The following is a 17397-nucleotide window of genomic DNA, read 5'->3' as shown; positions in this document are numbered from 1 at the left end:
CGATCCAGATGGCTTCAGCGCCACGCCAGAGCTAAATGTAACGATCCAGACGCCTCTGGGGAATCCCCGGAGCTAAATGTAACGATCCAGATGCCTCTGGGGAATCCCCGGAGCTAAATGTAACGATCCAGACGCCTCTGGGGAATCCCCGGAGCTAAATGTAACGATCCAGATGCCTCTGGGGAATCCCCGGAGCTAAATGTAACGATCCAGATGCCTCTGGGGAATCCCCGGAGCTAAATGTAACGATCCAGACGCCTCTGGGGAATCCCCAGAGCCAAATGTAACAATCCAGAGGCCTCTGGCGCCTTGTTTTTTGCCTAAGGGATGCTAGTCCGCTGATAAAAAGAGTTTTCTGCTTTATTCATCCATTGACTTAGGGGCAAAAAAGCAGCGCTTCCTATTTCTTTTATACATATAATATATAGTGATGCAGACAATAGCTTAAAAAAGTTTGGAAAAGCAAGGGCTTCTCTCTAAATTTCTTTTTTGTTGTTGTGCTCTGCTTAGCCTATAGGCTAGGGCAGGGGCATTTTTTTCTGTAATAGAAAGATTTTCTATTAAAAGAAGAAAGCAAAAGAGCAAGCGGTGGCCGAGGATCAAATTTTTGGATGAGTAGGGCCCTGTACAAAAAGAATAAGACTATGGTAGACTATATAGAAGAAAAGCTGGCGCCTTTAAATTTGCCAGACCCAACCACCGATCTCAATGCCGATGAAGAAAAAGAAGTCTATGCGGCCTTTGAGCATTTGCTAGGCAGCCTGCGGATGGACTACCCCCCAGAGGAAGAAAGAGAAATGCGTCTGGCTTTTACTTTAGCTTTTCGGGCGCATGCGGGCCAAAGACGAAAGTCGGGAGAGCCTTATATTCTGCATCCTATAGAGGTAGCCCGTATTTGTGCTGATGAGTTGGGCTTGGCCCCTCGCTCTATCAAAGCGGCCCTTATGCATGATGTGGTAGAAGATACGGAGGTGACTTTAGCCCAAATTCGGTTATTGTTTGGCCAAAAGGTAAGTTCTATTGTAGATGGCCTGACCAAGTTTTCGGGCATTGCCAATGCCAATAATGTACAGGGCGATAAAATGAGTAGCCCACAGGCCGAAAACTTTAAAAAGATCCTCTTGACCATTGCCAAGGATGTGCGGGTGGTCCTAATTAAGATGGCGGACCGCCTACATAATATGCGGACCCTAGGCGCTATGCCTCATCATAAGCAGCTAAAGATTGCTTCAGAAACCTCTTATACCTATGCGCCTTTGGCCCACCGTCTGGGTTTCTACTCCATAAAGACGGAAATGGAAGATTTGGTCATGAAGATCATCGAGCCTACAGAGTACCAAGACATTGTCAAGAAATTACAAGAAACCAAGGACGAAAGAGAGGCTTATATAGAGGATTTTATTGCTCCCGTGCGCAAGGCTGTAGAAGCTGCAGGCTATAAGGCCCGCATCTTTGGCCGAGCCAAATCCATTTCTTCCATTAACAACAAACTCAAGAAGAAGCAACTGGCCTTTGAGGAGATATATGATTTCTTTGCTATTCGGATTGTTTTAGATTTACCCATTGAAAGAGAAAAGGCTGCCTGTTGGAATGTCTATTCTATCATTACCGATTACTACACTCCCGTGCCCGAACGCCTAAAAGATTGGGTATCTATGCCAAAGACCAATGGCTATGAATCTTTGCATACGACAGTTATGGGGCCAAAGGGCCGCTTTGTCGAGGTGCAAATTCGCTCGGAGCGCATGGATGAGATTGCCGAAATGGGCTTTGCGGCACACTGGAAATACAAGGGCGTTAAGTCGAGCCAAAGCAGCACCTTTGAGCGCTGGCTGACCAAAGCCCGAGAAATGCTGGAGAATCCAGAAACCAATGCCATTGAGTTTCTAAACAGCTTTAAGTCGAACCTTTTTGCCGAGGAGGTTTATGTATTTACGCCCAAGGGGGACCTCCGCTTTTTCCCTAAAGGAGCCACGGCCCTAGATTTTGCCTTTGATATTCACTCGGAGGTGGGCTATCATTGTAAGGCGGTCAAGGTGGCCGAAAAGATTGTTCCTCTTAGCTATCGCCTCCGAAATGGGGACCAATTGAGGGTGGTGACCAGCCCGAACCAAAAGCCCTCAGAGGGTTGGTTGAAGATGGTGGAGACAGGACGGGCCAGACATAAGATCCGTCAGGCGCTCCGTGAAGAGCGCATGAAGTTGGGGGCCTTGGGCAAAGAAACCCTAGAGCGCAAACTGAAAACCCTCAAGCTAGATGCCGATGAGAATATAGACGTACTGGTCAAATACTACGGCCTAGAGAATCGCCCTGCTCTTTATTATGGCATTTATCAGGGACAGTACAACTTAAATGAGATTAAGCTTTTGCGGCAAGAGCAGGGAAAGCTGTTTCCAGAGTTGGCCGATACGCCTAGGGAAGAAATTGCACAGATAGAAAAGCCCAAGGGCCCCAAACTACGTCCCTTGGCTAGTCGTAAGCAGTTTAAGAAGCCCAAATTGATGGTAGATGGCGAAGATGCCAGCAATTATACCTACTCTTTGGCCACCTGCTGCAATCCCGTTATGGGCGATGATATCTTTGCTTATGTGACTTCTAAGCATGGCTTGAAAATTCATCGGACCACCTGCCCCAATGCCGAGCATATGCAGGCCACTTATGGCTATCGGATAAAAAAGGCGGAGTGGGTAGAGTCTGGCGAAACCTCTTTTGTGGCCGATCTCTTGATTACGGGCATGGATGATATGGGGGTGGTGCAGCAGTTGTCTAACATCATTACCAATGAGTTGGGCGTCAATATGCGTTCATTTTCTATGGAGGGCCTAGAGGGTCATTTTGAAGGACGGATTAGTTTGATGGTGCAAAATAAGGACCAGCTCAAGCAGATTATTATGTCGATTAAGAACTTGGATGCGGTCAATACGGTAGCCAGAATTGAGTAAGTCATGAAGCATGAAGAACGGCTGCAAGAGCGCCTTGCGGCCTATGCGAAGCGGGGGATGCAACGCAGTTTGCGCCATCGGCCAGAGCTCATTAGCTTTAGCTCTAATGACTATTTGGGCTTGGCTAGGAATCGGGAGCTCCTTTTGCAGTTGGGGCAAGAAAAATATGAGCAAATGGGGGCCACGGGTTCCCGTTTGCTTTCGGGCCATCATCCTGCTATGTTGGAGTTGGAGCAGCAGTTGGCCCAATTCCATGAGGCGGAAACGGCTTTGCTGTTCAACACGGGCTATCTGGGCAATTTGGGTTTGGTTTCGGCCCTTTTGCAGCGGGGCGATACCTTATATTATGATGCCTTGGCCCATGCGAGTTTGCATGATGCCTTAAAGTTGGCCAAGGGGCAGGCTTTTGCCTTTGCGCACAATGATTTGCAGGATTTGGAGAGGCAGTTGGCGCTTGCGCCCAAGGGGCTGCGCTACATTTGGGTGGAGTCGCTTTATTCCATGGATGGCGATCGGGCGCCTTTGGGGGCCTTGGCCGATTTGGCGGAGCGTTATGGGGCGGCCCTTTTGGTTGATGAGGCGCATGCGACGGCCTGTTTTGGTCCAAATGGGGGCGGTTTAGTTCAGGAATTAGGCCTGAGCCAGCGCATTTTTGCCCGTTTGCATACCTTTGGCAAGGCGGTGGGCAGCCATGGGGCGGTGATTTTGGGCAGCTCGATCCTGCGGCAGTATCTCATCAATTTTGCCCGTCCTTTGATCTATAGTACGGCCATGTCTTTGCCTCAGATTGGGCATTTGCGCTTGGTTTATCGCTATCTGGAGCGGGAGGGGGCGCGGCTGCGGGCCGAACTGCAGCAGCGTTTAGCCCATTATTTGGCCTTAAGGGAAAAACTGGCCCTTTCGACTATTTTGACGGCCAATCAGGGACCGATTCAGGCTATTTTTTGGCCAGGAAATCGGGAGGTTTTGGCCCTTTCGGAGTATTTGGAGGGGCAGGGTTTTGATCTGCGTCCCATTCGATACCCTACGGTGCCTAGGGGGCAGGAACGCCTGCGCATTTGCTTGCGGGCGGATATGGATTTGGGGGATATTTCGGCTTTGTTGGAGGCGCTGGCGGCTTATGTTGGGCGCTAGGGGTTAGAGGTTTTGTGTTTTATTTTCGCTATTTTTCTGAGGGAAGGAGTTGGGGCCTGCGCTGCGGCTTCGCCTTGCGCCGTTACGCTTTGGGGCTCGCAGGTCTGCTCGGCCCTGCGGCGGCTGCGCCGCCTGGGTCTGGCCCTTCGGGCCACCCCGCCGCATCACTAGGCCGTTCTGTCCCTTTGGGCCAGAGGCGGCGAAGCCGCCTATTTAGTGGGGGAGGAGGTGCAGGAATTGGTCCAGCCATCCCGAGGGATTCCTTAGGGAATCCCGTAGAGGGGTGGGTGGGCGGGGACATATAGACGGATGAGGAGCGCAGCGACGAATACCATTTAAAAGGAGGGGCCAAGGGGGCCGCAGCAGAAAGAACTGGCCAAGCTAAAAGGCCGAGCGGCCCAGCGCTGCGCAGCGGTGGCCGCAGGCCAGACCGAGCTTTTGAGCAAAGCGAAAAAGCGATGGGCCGAGCGAACAGCGAGCCGCGCAGCATAGCGGCGGCCCAGGCAGGCCCTAGGCCTGCCTGGGCCGCGGGCCCCAAAAGGAAAAAATAAAAAACAAACAGCCCAAAGGGCCAAAAACACTAATTGAGGCGGATACAATCGCTGGCCTTAATCAGGCCCTGTTCGATGGCATAGACCACTAGGCCCACCGCATTCTTAGAGCCCGTTTTGGCCAGCAAATTACTTTTATGGGCCTCAATGGTCTTGACCGTCAGGCAGAGCTTTTCGGCAATCTCCTTATTGGTATATTGCTGGGCAATCAGTTGGAGCACCTCTAGCTCTCGGGGACTAATCTGGCTACTGGGATCGAGCTGTAACTTAGGCGATTTGGCCGTAATTTGCGAGCGGAGCGACTGCATCTGCTCGCTGCTAAAATAATGGCCCTTTTGCTGGACCTCCTGGATAATTTCCACTAATTGCTCCTTATCAATCTCTTTGGGCAAAAAGGCATGGGCCCCAAGGCTCATCATCTGGCCAATGTAGGCCGTTTTATAGTAAGACGTGAGCACAATAATCTTGGCCGAAAAAGACTGCTTACTCAATTCATTGAGCACCCAAAGGCCGTCGCCCTCCTTCATCCGCATATCGAGCAAGATAATATCGACCTCTTGGAAGCTAGGGAGCTTGGTCTTTTCTATAAACTCTTGGCCACTATAGGCCTGGAGAATGACTTGGCAGGGAAGGGGAGAGAACTTCTCTAGATATTCGGTGAGTAGTTGGACGACCAGAGAGTCGTCGTCGGTAATGGCGATCTTAATCTTAGTTGTTTGGCTCATAATGTAGGAAAGTAAAAGTAGTTCCGTTTGGAGAATTGGGTTTAAACTTAAATTGACCGTTTAGGATTTGGCTGCGCATGGCAATATTCTTTAGGCCTAGGCCATTTTGTTGTTCGGCCTTAAAGCCTAGGCCATCATCGCGGAGGAGGAGGGCCAAATAATTATGGCGATAGCGGTAATAAATATCTATCTGCTTAGCCGCGGCATGTTTATCAATATTGGTAATGAGTTCTTGAAAAATGCGGAAGAGTTGGAGCTTAGCCTCCTTGGGCAGCTCTTTATTATTGCCATCATTGAGATTAGATTGAATTTGATATTTTTGTCGGAAGGGCTCGATAAAATCGAGCAGAATCGTTTCCATATTTACCTGATCAATCATAGGGGGGCTAAGATCGTGAGAGAGGTTGCGGGCCTTTTGGATACTCATTTTGAGCATCTGGTTGATTTGTGGATTAAAGTTAGAGAGCTTAATTCGGTAAAGTTGGGCGATAAGATCGTCATGTAATTCTTCTGCGATACGGGCGCGTTCTCTTTCCTGAATCTCTACAGTAGCCGAGGCCAAGGCTTTTTGGTGGTTAATCTCGAGGCGGTGTTTTTCTTCTTCGGCGGCTTTAATTCTTTTGAGGTGGATCCGGAGGAAGAAAAAGAGCAGGCCGAGGAGGGTCCCTAGGATAATGGTCCCTAGAGCGAGGAGGATTAGAACTGTAGAGGCATTTTGCTGCGGGCCCATCCGTGATAAATTAAAGCGCTATAGAATAATTGGAGGCAAATGGCTCTGATGGTCCAAAAGCCAGAGACTAAAATCAGGTTTTCGTGAATCAGGTACTCTGTAGCTAGGGCCAAAAAGGCATCGAGGCTAAAAAAGAGGAGAATACTGGCGTTGAGAAAGGCCGTTGGCTTTTCGTAGGTTCTTTTTCCGCTGACCAACTGGTAGAAATAGAGCAGGCTAGCGAGCATAATGGAGAAAGAGAAGGGCAGGCGGTCATAGTATCGGAATAACTGGTAGTAGGGTTCGGGCAAAACAAAGAGGAGAAAGGGCAGCAGGCCGAGGCTAGCGGTGAGTAGGGTTTTTTGGGGCGGATGTTGAAAGAGAAAATGGTTATAGTAGAGATTGAGAAAAGAGAAATGCAGGAAAAAAGAGAGGATAAACATAAAGAAGACGCTTTCTTGCCGATAAAAGCCAATATAACTAGCGAGGCCTTCGGTGGCGAGCAAGAAAAAGAGGTAAGTGAGGGTCCAGTTTTTCTCTGCGTATGGTTTTGTAGTGATTGAGAGCAGGCCGCCCAGCGTTAGGATGACGATAGCGGAGACGGCAATCAATCGGCCTAGTAAATTTATCCATTCCATCATAAGTAAAAAGCCCCAATTTGATTGGGGCTAATGTACTTAAAATATGCTTTTTGTCTAGTCTTAGGCGAGCTAAAGTTTATTAGCCCTTTTCGAGCGGCCTAGGGCTAGGGGGAGAACAAAAAGCATAAAAAGTAGGTATTGGGGCTGGACCTAATTAAGCAGGGGGAGGTCGTAGGTATGGTAAGGGGGGCAAGGCGTGCTAATATCTGCCGTGCGATTGGCTAGAACAAAGCTAATCTCCTCGCTACTTTTCTTATTGGGGTCGTATTGGCTTAGAAAGACATCAATAGTGGTCGAAAAATCTTCTTTGGGGGTATCTTTCAGGCCAAAAAAGAGGAAGGCCTCTTGGCTATCATGCTCCTCGAAGAGGAATTTAAAATCTTGGAAAGGGATTTTGAAGGCCTGCACCACCTTTTCGGCTTGGGCCAATTCCTCGAACCATTGGGGGGAGAACATCAGCCAGCGGAAGCTGGGGATCACGGCATCTATTTGGTTCTGAATAGCCTGTTGAAATTGGCTGAGGGCTAGGGGTGAATTGATTTGGTCTAGGATCTTTTTGCAGCCTTCTTCTAGACTTTGTTTTTGTTGCTCGAGAGAGCTATTGCTAGCTGCTTGTAGTCGGCTATTGAGCTCTTGAAGAAATTGGATAAGGAGATTGTTTGTTTGTTTTGCTAGAGGAGGCTGTTGCTTAGCGGTTATCGTGGGATGAATAAACTGCTTTTTGAAAATGGTTTGGCCTAGGATATACTCTTGGGCCTGATCATGATAATCATCAATAAGATAGAAGCAGAGCGCATCATTTTGATTGGCTAGGTAGAGGTGAACATAATCTGAGCTGCTATTCCATTGTAGGAACTCCTCTTTAGAGAGGGTGAATCCGCTACCTGCTTGCAAGAACTGAAAGCCTTTTTGGCTATTTCGGATCTCGTTCCAGGCTTGGATCTCTTCTTTAATTTGCATAATGAACGATTAAAAGGATGAGTAATCTGAATTCTTGATAATTAGGGTCGCTTGTCCGTTGATATATTTGATGCGTTTGCTGGTATAGCAGCCATTGATAAAGACAGATACAGACTGGCCGAGGCTAGTTTTACAATATCTTTGGCTGTCTTGAAGATTGAGTTGTCCGTTGGGGCCAAGGGGAATAAATTCCTGTGTTTTCTGTCCATCTTTCCATCCCACAATCGTCAGCGAATAATCAGATTGATTATCAATTAGGTATACTTTGGTATAGAGTCTAATGGGGGAGAGGGTTTGATAGAGGTAGTCCTTAAGGAGGTAAAAAAACAGACTACCCACTTTTTCCATAGCTAATCGCATAACAAAAGATTTAAGGTGGGAGAGGGATTTTGCTTGTGATACAAATATATACCCTAGGCTTTTCTCTTTTGTTAGGGGAAACCCTAGTCTTTGCAAAACTAGGGGAAACCCTAAACGAAAAAAGCAGCTATTCCTGAATAGGAATAGCTGCTTTTGATTGCGGAATAGTCTGGCTTATTGGTCGGTACAGATGGCTTCTGCTTCCACCCTTCTGTTTGCTACACCGCCTTCTTCTAGGCCTTGGAGGGGTTGTCTTCCTCCGTAGAATAGGATCTCGATACGATCGCGGTCGATGCCCATTTTGACTAGTTCTAGTTTAACGGCCATGGCCCGTTCTCTAGAGAGTTGAAGATTTCGAATATCATCGCCAAAGATATCGGTATGTCCGTGTAGGCGAATAATCGCCGAGGGATAATTTTCTAGATATTGGCGAAGTGTTTTGATATCCTGCATAGCGCGGACTCTTCCGTTGAAGTTTACCGCATCTTCTTTAAAAGATATAGAAGGAAGAATCACCCGTTTATTGCAGCGGATATCGGCTAGGTCTGTCATGGCTTGAGGGCGATAGTCGATCGGCTCGGCCATATGTGTATTATTTGCTTCTTTGGGGCTGTCTTCTTTGGCGGCTAGGGGTTGGCTAGCAGTTTTGGGTTGCAGGTAAGTAAAGGTAGACTCAAAGCGTTGGGTGTTCTTTTGGGCCTCGCTTTCTTTTCCGAGCAGAGGGCTTTGAGCCGTTTTGATGAGAATATCGAAACAATTGAAGCGGTCGTTATCCATATCTCCGTCGGCACCTTCAATAAGGTCGAGCATACGGATATAGTGGGGGATGCGGGCAAAGTGCATTTCGCAGGTCACTACATCGCCTCTTTTCATTTCGTATTCGATTTCTGGAATATCTTTGAGGATATCTACTTTTACCTCATTATTGACGCGGATGTCGGTGATTTCCATCAATTTGAACTGCACCTCAATGCCTCGCATACGAGGAGGTGTACGCAGGTACCAGGCATTGGGGTGAGAGCCGCTATAAAAGGCTACATTATTATCTTCTTCCACCACAAAGCGGAAGTAAATTACCGTGCGTTTTTCTCGGTATTCAATCTTATCAATCTGATAATTGGAATTGAACTTACGGTACTTGGGCAGGTAATCGAAAAACTTGTCGTTGGCCTCTAGCTTAGAGCTGCTCCCTAAAAACAGCAGGCTGCAAAGGAGCAGCAAACTAAAGAGTGATTGGTTGTACAGTGCTTTCATATTCCCTAAAATATTAAGTGTGTCGATTTTCTGTCTTTATTTCTATCTTGACTTAGAGTGTTTTGGGGGCTATTGAGCCAATGAATATCGTGAAAATTAAGAGTTTTGAGAAATTAATTGCAATTAGGCGGCTTTTTGCAGCTATTTCTTATTAGCTAACTGCTAGGTAGCTCAGAATTTTATTTTAATTTAATTAAAAATAAGGAATAAAAGTCTATTTGCCAAGAGCCTCAATCACCCTAATGATTTTTTAATCTACACTTAGGTGAAATGCCTAATATTTGTGACAGCTTATTATGCAAAATTAAAAAGGAGCTGGTTCTTTCCAATTTCTAGGCTGTGCATTTTCGGAAAGACTTGCCGAAATTGTTCCAAAAATGCTGTATGTCCCTTTTGATCGGACATACTGTTGTATATTATATGCCCATTTGGGGCTAAATGTTCCTGAATATTTTGTAGAAAGTCTATGGTTCTGAAGGCTTCAGGGACCTGATTATCTACAAATAGGTCAATGAGTATCAGCTCAAACTTGTCTGTGTTTTTTTGCAAAAACTTGGCCGCATCAGCTTGTTGAATGCAAATATTAGCCGATAATTCGCTTAAAATATAGCGTTCACTCCAACTGATGATGATGGGATCGATTTCTACTCCTAAGTAGTTGGCTTTTAGTCCTCTATTTTCAAGGAGCTGACAAATACTGCCCATGGCAAAACCTAAAATAAGGACCGATTGGATGCCTTTTTTTTCGGGCTGCAGGTAGTCAAAAGCTAGCCGAAAATTGTGATAGAGGTCTTCATAAGAATAAATTGCATGGGCTGTACTCAACATATAGCGCCCTTGGCGGTAGTGCAGTTCTAGAGGGCCGCTAATGGGGCTTTCTGCCTGCTCTAAAAGGAAGCTATAGAAGTAGCTGGCTATTTTTTTTAAGAAGTTGGGCTTTTTTGTGACGGCTACTCCCATTTTCGATAGTTTTTGGTCCGTAGGAAAAGCTGTTCAAAAAGCTGGCTTTCTTTTTCATCAAAGGGGATATTGCGGCGTTGCATCATCCGCTCTGCGGTTTGCATGGCTTTATCGAGGCTATAGCTTTGCCAGTTGTTTTTGCTGCCCCAGGCAAAAGAAGGGATAAACTTTTCGGGGAAGTCGGCCCCGTAGAGGTTGGCCGAAAAGCCTACGGTAGTGGCCGTATTGAGCATACTATTGATGCCCGTTTTGCTGTGGTCGCCCATCAGCAGCCCACAAAATTGTAAGTCGGTTTGCTCAAATTGCTCTTGGGCGTAGTTCCATACTTTGACTTTACCATAGTTGTTTTTGAGGTTGGAGCTATTGGTATCTGCACCCAGGTTGCACCATTCGCCCAAAACGGCATTGCCCAAAAATCCGTCATGTCCTTTGTTCGAGTAGCCAAAGACATTGACATTACTGATTTCTCCGCCCATTTTAGCATAAGGGCCCAGAGTTGTTGCGCCATAGACCTTAGCACCCATTTTCAGGACGGCCCCCTCGTTTAGCGCAATCGGTCCACGCAACATACATCCCTCTAATACCTGAGCCTTGGGACCAATATAGATAGGCCCCGTTTGGGTATTCAAAATACTGCCTTCTACATGGGCGCTTGGATGAATATAGAGCTGATCTTCTGGCCCAATCAAACGGTTGCTAGCCGAAAGTTTTTGGCCCTGGCCCTTCAGGCGATCAAAGTCTTGCCGAAGCTGATCATCATTGAGCTGAAAGAGGTCCCAAGGTCCTTTTAACTCGACTAATTCGCCTAGGTAGTTTTGCTGAATGGGCGGCTCGAGCAATTGGCCCGCCAAATATTGTTGGGCCGCTAGGCAGTTCAGCTTCAAAGCAATAGATTGCCCTTGGGCATCGGCTAGGCTTTCGCCCAGTTGAAGCTGCTCAATGGCCAAAATCAAATCTGCAGAGGGAAGGACGGTAGCCCGAACCAATAAGTTTTCCTCTTCAAATTGGCAGGGATATTTTTGGGCCAAATAAGGGGCCGTAAAATGCGAGACCTCTCCGCCAAGCAAGGCCTGCCATTTTTCCGCCAAGCAGTCTATCCCCAAACGAAAAGCGCCAATGGGGCGGCTATAACTAAATGGGCGCAAACGGATGCGTTGGGCCTCATTACTAAATAAGATGATGTTGAGCATGATAAAAGCCTGTATTTGAGGAGATGAAATTGCCCGCAAATTTAAACAAAACTCTTTAAGGACCGAAGAGGGGGGTAATTTTCCCTAATAAGTTTGTATCTTCCTTTCCCTAATCACAATTTGCTATGCTTTCTCTTTGGTTAATCCCTAATCATCAGGCTTATCGGCAGTTGGCCCAACACATTAAGGCCCTATCGAGCTTAGATGATTCGCCGCGTTTTTGCCCCCACCTAACGCTTTTGTCTGGCTTACTAGAGCCAGCCGAGCTGCTTGCGCCAAAGTTGGCGGCTTGGGCCGAGGAGCTACTGCCCATTGCCCTAGATTTTCATCCCTGTGGCGAGCTAGAGGCCTATTATCGCTGCCTTTTTCTTAATAAGCAAGCAAATTCTAAGATCGACCAGCTCCGAGCGGAGGCCCAGCAGCTTTTTGAACATCTGGAGTTGCATCCTTTTGTGCCACAGCTGAGCTTTTTGTATGGGGCCCTGCCCATTTTTAATGAAGAAAGCAAGGGCCAGACGATTCCGCTACATTTTGACCGCCTGCAGCTGGTGCATACGGCTCCTCGGCCCAATGAATGGGAAATTCTGACTGAAATTAAGTTGTAGGAGGATTTGGGGCTGCCCCTCGCTTCGCTCGGGTCGGGCCATTGCGCAGCTCGCTGTTCGCTCGGCCCTGCAGCGCTTTCAGCGCTTTGGTCTGCCGCCTTTGGCGGCCCTGCTACAGCCCCTCAGCCGAGGCGCTGCGCGCCTTTTCGGCGGCTTCGCCTCCTCCTTGGACCTTATTCTTTGGGGCTAAAGTTCAGGCTAGCCGAATTGATACAATAGCGAAGGCCCGTAGGGGCTGGCCCATCATTAAAGATATGGCCCAGATGCGATTCGCATTGGGGGCAAAGCAGCTCGATGCGTTGCATGCCATGGCTATAATCTGGCCGTTGGATGATGTTGGCGCTGCCTAGCTCGGTCCAGAAGCTGGGCCAGCCACAGCCCGAGTGATATTTTTGTTGGGCATCAAAGAGGGGCCAATTGCAGGCTTTGCAGCTATATTGGCCAGGGCGCTCTTCTTGGTAATAGGTTCCCGTAAAGGGGCGTTCGGTACCTGCTTGTCGCAAAATGCGGTACTCTTCTGGCTGAAGTTGGGCCCTCCATTGGGCCTCGGTTTTTTCTACTTTTTTCATGGCGTTTTTTTCCTTAAACAGTCTTTTCTGCTTTTGGTTGGCCCAAAGCGCTATTCCTCGCTTCGCTCCTCATCCGTACTGATGACCCGCCCACTCAGCCCTCTGCGGGATTCCTTAGGGGAATCCCTCGGGCGGCCTGGGCCAAATTGGTCCAATTCAAAGCGGGCTGTGGCCCGCTTTATATTAAAATAGGCGATAGCCTGCCGCTTTTATGCAGGCCTTGGCCTGCATCGGCTGAGGGATGGAAAGTGGGGCGGCGCAGCCGCAGACCAAGGCGCTTTGCGCCGCAGGGCCGAGCAGACCTGCGAGCCACGACACAGCCCGACCCGCCCGCAGGGCGGGGCAGCCCCAAAAAAAGAAACTAATGATAGTATTTTTACAACTTAAGCCTTAAATTGTATGCACTTTTCATAAAATAAGCTGTTTTGTATGCAATATTCATCAAGGATAACTGTTTTTCGGGGGCGTGCTGCTGCTGAAGAGGGCTATTTAGTGGGTTATGGGGCTATTATCAATGCTTTAGGATTAGCAGTTCCTTATCCTGAGAAATTGGCTTTAATTAGTTTGAAGCATCGACAATATGAAACGGAAGCTTGGCGAGTTTTTTCTGTTCGTTATCAGCCAGAGGATGATTTATGGTCGCAATTGGTATTTGCTTTAAAATATGAAGGCATCAACTTGCTTTTTTTCAAAAAGCTGTTTGAGACTATAGCAGAAAAAGAGCTATTAGCATTTTTGGCTTTGGCGCCAGGGGGGAAATACAGTCGAAAGATTTGGTTTTTGTATGAATGGTTAATGGGCCAGCATTTGCCTTTAGATGATTTGAAGCGGGGAAACTATTGCTTATTGTTGGATGAGCATTTGCAGTATGGGGTTCGGCCAGAGCGTTCTGCACGGCATAGGATTTTGAATAATTTGCCAGGATTGCCAGGCTTTTGCCCTTTAATATTTCGGAGCCAAGAACTAGATGACTGTATAGCAGAGGGTTTTTCTAGCTGGACGAATAATTTTAATTCCGCAGATTTGGAGCGAGCGAGCGCCTATTTAGTCTTAAAAGATTCTAGGGCTTCCTTTTCTATAGAAGGAGAGCGGCCTAGGGCAAATCAGGCTTGGGCCTGGGCTCGTTTGTTGGGGCAAGCGGGGCAGCAGCCCTTGTCGATTTCTTTATTAGAAGAGTTGCAAACTGTTGTTTTGGGGGGCAAGCAAAAGCGGGCATTAGGTATACGTCAGCAAGAGGGATTTATAGGAGAGCATGATTGGGCAACAGGGCAGCCGATGCCAGAGCATATTTCTGCAAAAGCTTCGGATCTAGAGGATCTATTAGCTTGTTATTTGGCTAGTTATGAATATTTAGAGGAGAAAGAGTTTCCCTTGGTTTTATTGGCTGCAGAAATGGCTTTTGCCTTTGTCTTCATTCATCCTTTTGTTGATGGAAATGGGCGTTTACATCGTTATCTTTTTCATCATATATTGGGGGCTAGGGGCGTACAGACTTCTGTTTGGCCTATATCAGCAGCTATACTTAATGATTTAAAAGGATATCATCAGGCGCTCAGCAGCTATTCTGCTGCAGTTTTATCTTTTATAGAATGGCGGGAATCGGCAGATCATAATGTCTTGATTAGCAATGAGACGGCAGACTACTATCGCTACTTTGATGTTAGTCGGCAAGCTCAGTTTTTTTGTAGTTGTTTGGCGCAAATTAAGGCCGAACTGCTTCCCAAAGAATTGGCTTACTTGGCAGCTTATGATTGCTTTAAAAGAGGGCTGCTAGAAAAAATGGAGCTCTCAGATGCTGAAATAAGTTTATTGCATCAATTTTTAAAACAGAATCAGGGGCGTTTATCAAAAAGAGCCTTAAAAAAAGAATTTCGTCATTTTGAGCAGGAAGAAATAAACTGGGCCGAGGCTTGTTTTGCTCGGGCCTTTGATTTTTGATTGCTTGGCGCTTGTTCCTCAGCTTTTTTTCTAGCAAAATAGGGGCGGGCTTAACTTCCTTTGCAGAAATTTATATCTTTGCTGCATTTATGAAGCGAAGGCCGCCCAAAAGACAAATTTGGCCCTTTGCATATTTTTTGAACAACTTTAAATTAGCGAGAAATAATGCCATATTTGTTCACATCAGAGTCGGTCTCTGAGGGGCATCCCGATAAAGTAGCCGACCAAATCTCAGATGCTATCCTAGATGCTTTTTTGGCCAATGATCCTAGTTCTAAGGTAGCCTGTGAAAGCTTTGTGACCACAGGTTTGGTGGTTGTGGGCGGTGAAGTTCGCTCAGAAGCTTATGTAGATATCCAAAAAGCGATTCGCAAAACTTTGCATAAAATCGGTTATACTAAGGCTGAATATCAATTTGATTACAACTCTTGCGGAATCATGTCTGCTATCCACGAACAATCTGCCGATATTGCGCAGGGCGTAGATGTGGGACGTGAAGAAGAGGAGCAGGGCGCTGGTGACCAAGGAATGATGTTCGGTTTTGCCACCAACGAAACCGATAACTACATGCCTTTGGCCCTAGACCTTTCTCACCGTTTGTTGAGAGAGTTGGCAGACATTCGCAAGGCGGGTAAAGAAATGACTTACCTCCGCCCCGATGCCAAGTCTCAGGTAACCATTGAGTACAATGACGACCATCAGCCGATCCGCATCAACACGATCGTTTTGTCTACACAACATGACGATTTTGCAGAGGAAAAAGCCATGCGCGATCAAATCCAAAAGGATGTGATCGAAACCTTGGTGCCCCGCGTAAAAGCAAGCTTGCCCGAGCGTATTCAGGCCCTTTTTGATGACAAGATCATCTATCACGTCAACCCCACAGGTAAGTTCGTTATTGGTGGTCCTCATGGCGATGCTGGTTTGACCGGCCGCAAGATCATTGTAGATACTTATGGTGGAAAAGGTGCCCACGGTGGTGGCGCTTTCTCTGGTAAAGATCCTTCAAAAGTAGACCGTTCTGCTGCTTATGCTACTCGCCACATTGCCAAAAACTTGGTGGCTGCCGGCGTTGCTGATCAAGCACTCGTTCAGGTGGCTTACGCCATTGGTGTAGCCGAGCCCGTAGGTCTTTTTGTAGACACTTATGGCACGGCCAAAGTAGATATGAACGATGGGGAAATCGCTAAAACGCTTTCTTCTTTGTTCGATCTTCGCCCTTCTGCCGTAATTCGCAACCTCGGCCTACGCAATCCTATCTATTCTGAAACTGCTGCTTATGGTCACATGGGCCGCCCTTCAGAAATGAAAGAGGTAGAAGTATTGACGCCTCAGGGCTGGGAAAAACGCCAAGTGGAAACCTTCACTTGGGAGCGTTTGGACCGTGTAGAAGATATCAAAAAGGCTTTTGGTCTTTAGGATAAATTTTCTACTTCTCTAGACATAAGAATAACCAACTCTAGCATTAGGGTTGGTTATTTTTTTATGCTTTGGGGCCCGCGGCCGGCTCGGCTGCGCCTCGGTCGGCCGCCGCTATGCTGCGGGGCTCACAGGTCTGTTCGGCCCTGCAGCCGCCTGCGGCGGCTTGGGTCTGGCCTTCGGCCACCCACTCCGCAGCGCTGGGCCAGTCGCTTCGCTCCTCTAGGCGCAAAAATGGACCAAAAAAAAGGGAGCCTAAGCTCCCTTTTCATCATCAAACCGAAAACCTATTATTTCGGAATATTATCGCAGCTGATGTAGCTACCATAAGGCACTTGGCCCTGGATAACGCCACCAAATTCAATCTCTGTATGGTATTTTCCACCCACATAACGCTGCTTGAGCGTAAAGCCATGAAGCATACAGCTACCATCTTTATTCTTCTGAACAAAAGCACCCTTACACCAGCGGTAAAAAGGCTTAGAGGTGAGTTGGTTCATGTAGGGGGTCCAGTCATTAGACTCTAGGTGAAAATAGAGTAGGGGAGTGCCGTCTTTTTCGCAAAGCTCAGTCAAGTATTTTTTAGACAAAGCGCGGAGGTCGCTATTTTTATCCATAGCGCCTTTTTTAGGCACTTGCACTTTGGCGGCAGCCTGTCGGCGGGCTTCTAGTTGCTTGGCTTCTTCGGCAGCCATATAGGCTCTAATTTTAGCTTCTACGGCCTCGGCTTTATCGATAGAGCTTTGGGCCTTGAACAACTCCTGGGCTTTGGCTTCTGTTTTTGCGCCAGCGGCTACCATTTCTACTGGGCCAAACTCTCTGGCAGATTGCATTTGGACCACATAAACGATCCAGCTACCATCAGCCATTTGTAGCATTCTTCCCGCTTTTTGATATTGGCCGGGATTATAGCTTTTTTGAGCCTCTTGGTCATAAATAAAGCAGCTCATTTCTACAATAGAGTAAAATTGTTCGCCAGCACCTACCCAGTCTTTAGTTTCGGGAAAGCTCACAAACTTGATGAGATCTTCTTGCTCTAAGGGCGCAGCCAAGTCAATAGAGTTGGCATTGGGCATTTTGGCCGCAAAGGCCGCACCTGCTACCTCTGATTCTGCTCGGCCATCTTTGGCGGGAAAGCGCAGGTTGCCAACCACAACTTGGTAGTTTTCATTTTTTGCATAAAGTGCGCGACGCTCTTCTACAGAAAGTTTTTTGACATCTTCTGGGGCTTTGGGTTGGGCCTTCACGCCTGCAACACCAGCCTTTGCCTTATTCTTAAGACGGTTCATTAGTTGAGCTTCTGCCGGTTGGTAGAAGAAGAATAAGAGTAAGGGTAAAAATAATAATCTAGACATTAAATTAAGCTTTAGGTGAGATAAGAGGTCTTAGGTACATATTTATCTAAGACTATATTGTATAGATGACAATTCTTAAGGTTTT

Annotated in this window: 15 protein-coding genes; 5 read left to right on the top strand and 10 right to left on the bottom strand. The window is 47.2% G+C overall.

Going from position 1 to position 17397, the window contains the following annotated elements; translation table 11 throughout:
* Positions 1–644: 644 nt before the first annotated feature.
* Together OP864_RS04430 and OP864_RS04425 are read left to right on the top strand one after the other, a co-directional pair.
* A complete protein-coding gene (locus OP864_RS04430) occupies positions 645–2942 on the top strand; it encodes a RelA/SpoT family protein (RefSeq protein WP_270100088.1) in 2298 nt (765 codons plus the stop codon).
* 3 nt (positions 2943–2945) lie between these two features.
* Entirely contained in the window at positions 2946–4076 is a 1131-nt protein-coding gene (locus OP864_RS04425; protein WP_270100087.1) for an aminotransferase class I/II-fold pyridoxal phosphate-dependent enzyme, read from the top strand.
* Positions 4077–4656: 580 nt separating this feature from the next.
* Here the strand turns inward: OP864_RS04425 and OP864_RS04420 are convergent.
* From OP864_RS04420 to OP864_RS04385, 8 genes are all read right to left on the bottom strand, one after another.
* Positions 4657–5352: a response regulator transcription factor gene (locus OP864_RS04420; RefSeq protein WP_270100086.1), complete on the bottom strand. Its 696-nt coding sequence runs from the start codon at positions 5350–5352 to the stop codon at positions 4657–4659.
* A complete protein-coding gene (locus tag OP864_RS04415) occupies positions 5336–6082 on the bottom strand; it encodes a sensor histidine kinase (protein WP_270100085.1) in 747 nt (248 codons plus the stop codon). Before OP864_RS04415 ends, OP864_RS04420 begins: the two co-directional genes overlap by 17 nt.
* Entirely contained in the window at positions 6049–6702 is a 654-nt protein-coding gene (locus tag OP864_RS04410; protein WP_270100084.1) for a hypothetical protein, read from the bottom strand. Before OP864_RS04410 ends, OP864_RS04415 begins: the two co-directional genes overlap by 34 nt.
* Before the next feature lie 150 nt (positions 6703–6852).
* Complete coding sequence (locus tag OP864_RS04405; protein WP_270100083.1) at positions 6853–7662, bottom strand: hypothetical protein; 810 nt, start codon at positions 7660–7662, stop codon at positions 6853–6855.
* Positions 7663–7671: 9 nt separating this feature from the next.
* On the bottom strand, positions 7672–8022 hold the full coding sequence (locus OP864_RS04400; protein WP_270100082.1) for a hypothetical protein: 351 nt from the start codon (positions 8020–8022) through the stop codon (positions 7672–7674).
* A gap of 174 nt (positions 8023–8196) precedes the next feature.
* Positions 8197–9276 (bottom strand): OmpA family protein, encoded by a 1080-nt coding sequence (locus tag OP864_RS04395; protein WP_270100081.1) that lies wholly within the window; start codon positions 9274–9276, stop codon positions 8197–8199.
* 294 nt (positions 9277–9570) lie between these two features.
* A complete protein-coding gene (locus tag OP864_RS04390) occupies positions 9571–10236 on the bottom strand; it encodes a spermidine synthase (RefSeq protein ID WP_270100080.1) in 666 nt (221 codons plus the stop codon).
* Entirely contained in the window at positions 10227–11426 is a 1200-nt protein-coding gene (locus OP864_RS04385; protein ID WP_270100079.1) for a putative sugar nucleotidyl transferase, read from the bottom strand. Before OP864_RS04385 ends, OP864_RS04390 begins: the two co-directional genes overlap by 10 nt.
* Positions 11427–11551: 125 nt before the next feature.
* Here OP864_RS04385 and OP864_RS04380 point away from each other — a divergent pair, with 125 nt between their 5' ends.
* Positions 11552–12031, top strand: coding sequence for a haloacid dehalogenase (locus OP864_RS04380; RefSeq protein WP_270100078.1), 480 nt, complete (start codon positions 11552–11554; stop codon positions 12029–12031).
* Between the two features lie 173 nt (positions 12032–12204).
* Here OP864_RS04380 and msrB read toward each other — a convergent pair whose 3' ends face one another.
* The gene (gene msrB, locus OP864_RS04375) at positions 12205–12600 is read right to left on the bottom strand and encodes a peptide-methionine (R)-S-oxide reductase MsrB (protein WP_270100077.1); all 396 of its coding nucleotides are present in this window, start codon (positions 12598–12600) and stop codon (positions 12205–12207) included.
* Between the two features lie 429 nt (positions 12601–13029).
* On the opposite strand from msrB, the gene OP864_RS04370 reads away from it, so the two are divergent.
* Together OP864_RS04370 and metK are read left to right on the top strand one after the other, a co-directional pair.
* Positions 13030–14538, top strand: coding sequence for a Fic family protein (locus OP864_RS04370; protein ID WP_270100076.1), 1509 nt, complete (start codon positions 13030–13032; stop codon positions 14536–14538).
* 165 nt (positions 14539–14703) lie between these two features.
* Positions 14704–15957 (top strand): methionine adenosyltransferase, encoded by a 1254-nt coding sequence (gene metK / locus OP864_RS04365; protein WP_270100075.1) that lies wholly within the window; start codon positions 14704–14706, stop codon positions 15955–15957.
* Between the two features lie 290 nt (positions 15958–16247).
* Here metK and OP864_RS04360 read toward each other — a convergent pair whose 3' ends face one another.
* On the bottom strand, positions 16248–17312 hold the full coding sequence (locus tag OP864_RS04360; RefSeq protein ID WP_270100074.1) for a hypothetical protein: 1065 nt from the start codon (positions 17310–17312) through the stop codon (positions 16248–16250).
* Positions 17313–17397 lie beyond the last annotated feature (85 nt).

The sequence above is a fragment of the Saprospira grandis genome (genome assembly GCF_027594745.1).
Taxonomy (GTDB): domain Bacteria; phylum Bacteroidota; class Bacteroidia; order Chitinophagales; family Saprospiraceae; genus Saprospira; species Saprospira grandis.
Note: the sequence above shows the minus strand (reverse complement) of the source record. Positions and strands in the feature narration are given on the sequence as shown.

Excerpts from the sequence above, each read along its gene's own strand:
- OP864_RS04430 (WP_270100088.1), top strand. The coding sequence starts at position 645 with ATGGTAGACTATATAGAAGAAAAGCTGGCGCCTTTAAATTTGCCAGAC.
- OP864_RS04425 (WP_270100087.1), top strand. The coding sequence starts at position 2,946 with ATGAAGCATGAAGAACGGCTGCAAGAGCGCCTTGCGGCCTATGCGAAG.
- OP864_RS04420 (WP_270100086.1), bottom strand. The coding sequence starts at position 5,352 with ATGAGCCAAACAACTAAGATTAAGATCGCCATTACCGACGACGACTCT.
- OP864_RS04415 (WP_270100085.1), bottom strand. The coding sequence starts at position 6,082 with ATGGGCCCGCAGCAAAATGCCTCTACAGTTCTAATCCTCCTCGCTCTA.
- OP864_RS04410 (WP_270100084.1), bottom strand. The coding sequence starts at position 6,702 with ATGATGGAATGGATAAATTTACTAGGCCGATTGATTGCCGTCTCCGCT.
- OP864_RS04405 (WP_270100083.1), bottom strand. The coding sequence starts at position 7,662 with ATGCAAATTAAAGAAGAGATCCAAGCCTGGAACGAGATCCGAAATAGC.
- OP864_RS04400 (WP_270100082.1), bottom strand. The coding sequence starts at position 8,022 with ATGCGATTAGCTATGGAAAAAGTGGGTAGTCTGTTTTTTTACCTCCTT.
- OP864_RS04395 (WP_270100081.1), bottom strand. The coding sequence starts at position 9,276 with ATGAAAGCACTGTACAACCAATCACTCTTTAGTTTGCTGCTCCTTTGC.
- OP864_RS04390 (WP_270100080.1), bottom strand. The coding sequence starts at position 10,236 with ATGGGAGTAGCCGTCACAAAAAAGCCCAACTTCTTAAAAAAAATAGCC.
- OP864_RS04385 (WP_270100079.1), bottom strand. The coding sequence starts at position 11,426 with ATGCTCAACATCATCTTATTTAGTAATGAGGCCCAACGCATCCGTTTG.
- OP864_RS04380 (WP_270100078.1), top strand. The coding sequence starts at position 11,552 with ATGCTTTCTCTTTGGTTAATCCCTAATCATCAGGCTTATCGGCAGTTG.
- msrB (WP_270100077.1), bottom strand. The coding sequence starts at position 12,600 with ATGAAAAAAGTAGAAAAAACCGAGGCCCAATGGAGGGCCCAACTTCAG.
- OP864_RS04370 (WP_270100076.1), top strand. The coding sequence starts at position 13,030 with ATGCAATATTCATCAAGGATAACTGTTTTTCGGGGGCGTGCTGCTGCT.
- metK (WP_270100075.1), top strand. The coding sequence starts at position 14,704 with ATGCCATATTTGTTCACATCAGAGTCGGTCTCTGAGGGGCATCCCGAT.
- OP864_RS04360 (WP_270100074.1), bottom strand. The coding sequence starts at position 17,312 with ATGTCTAGATTATTATTTTTACCCTTACTCTTATTCTTCTTCTACCAA.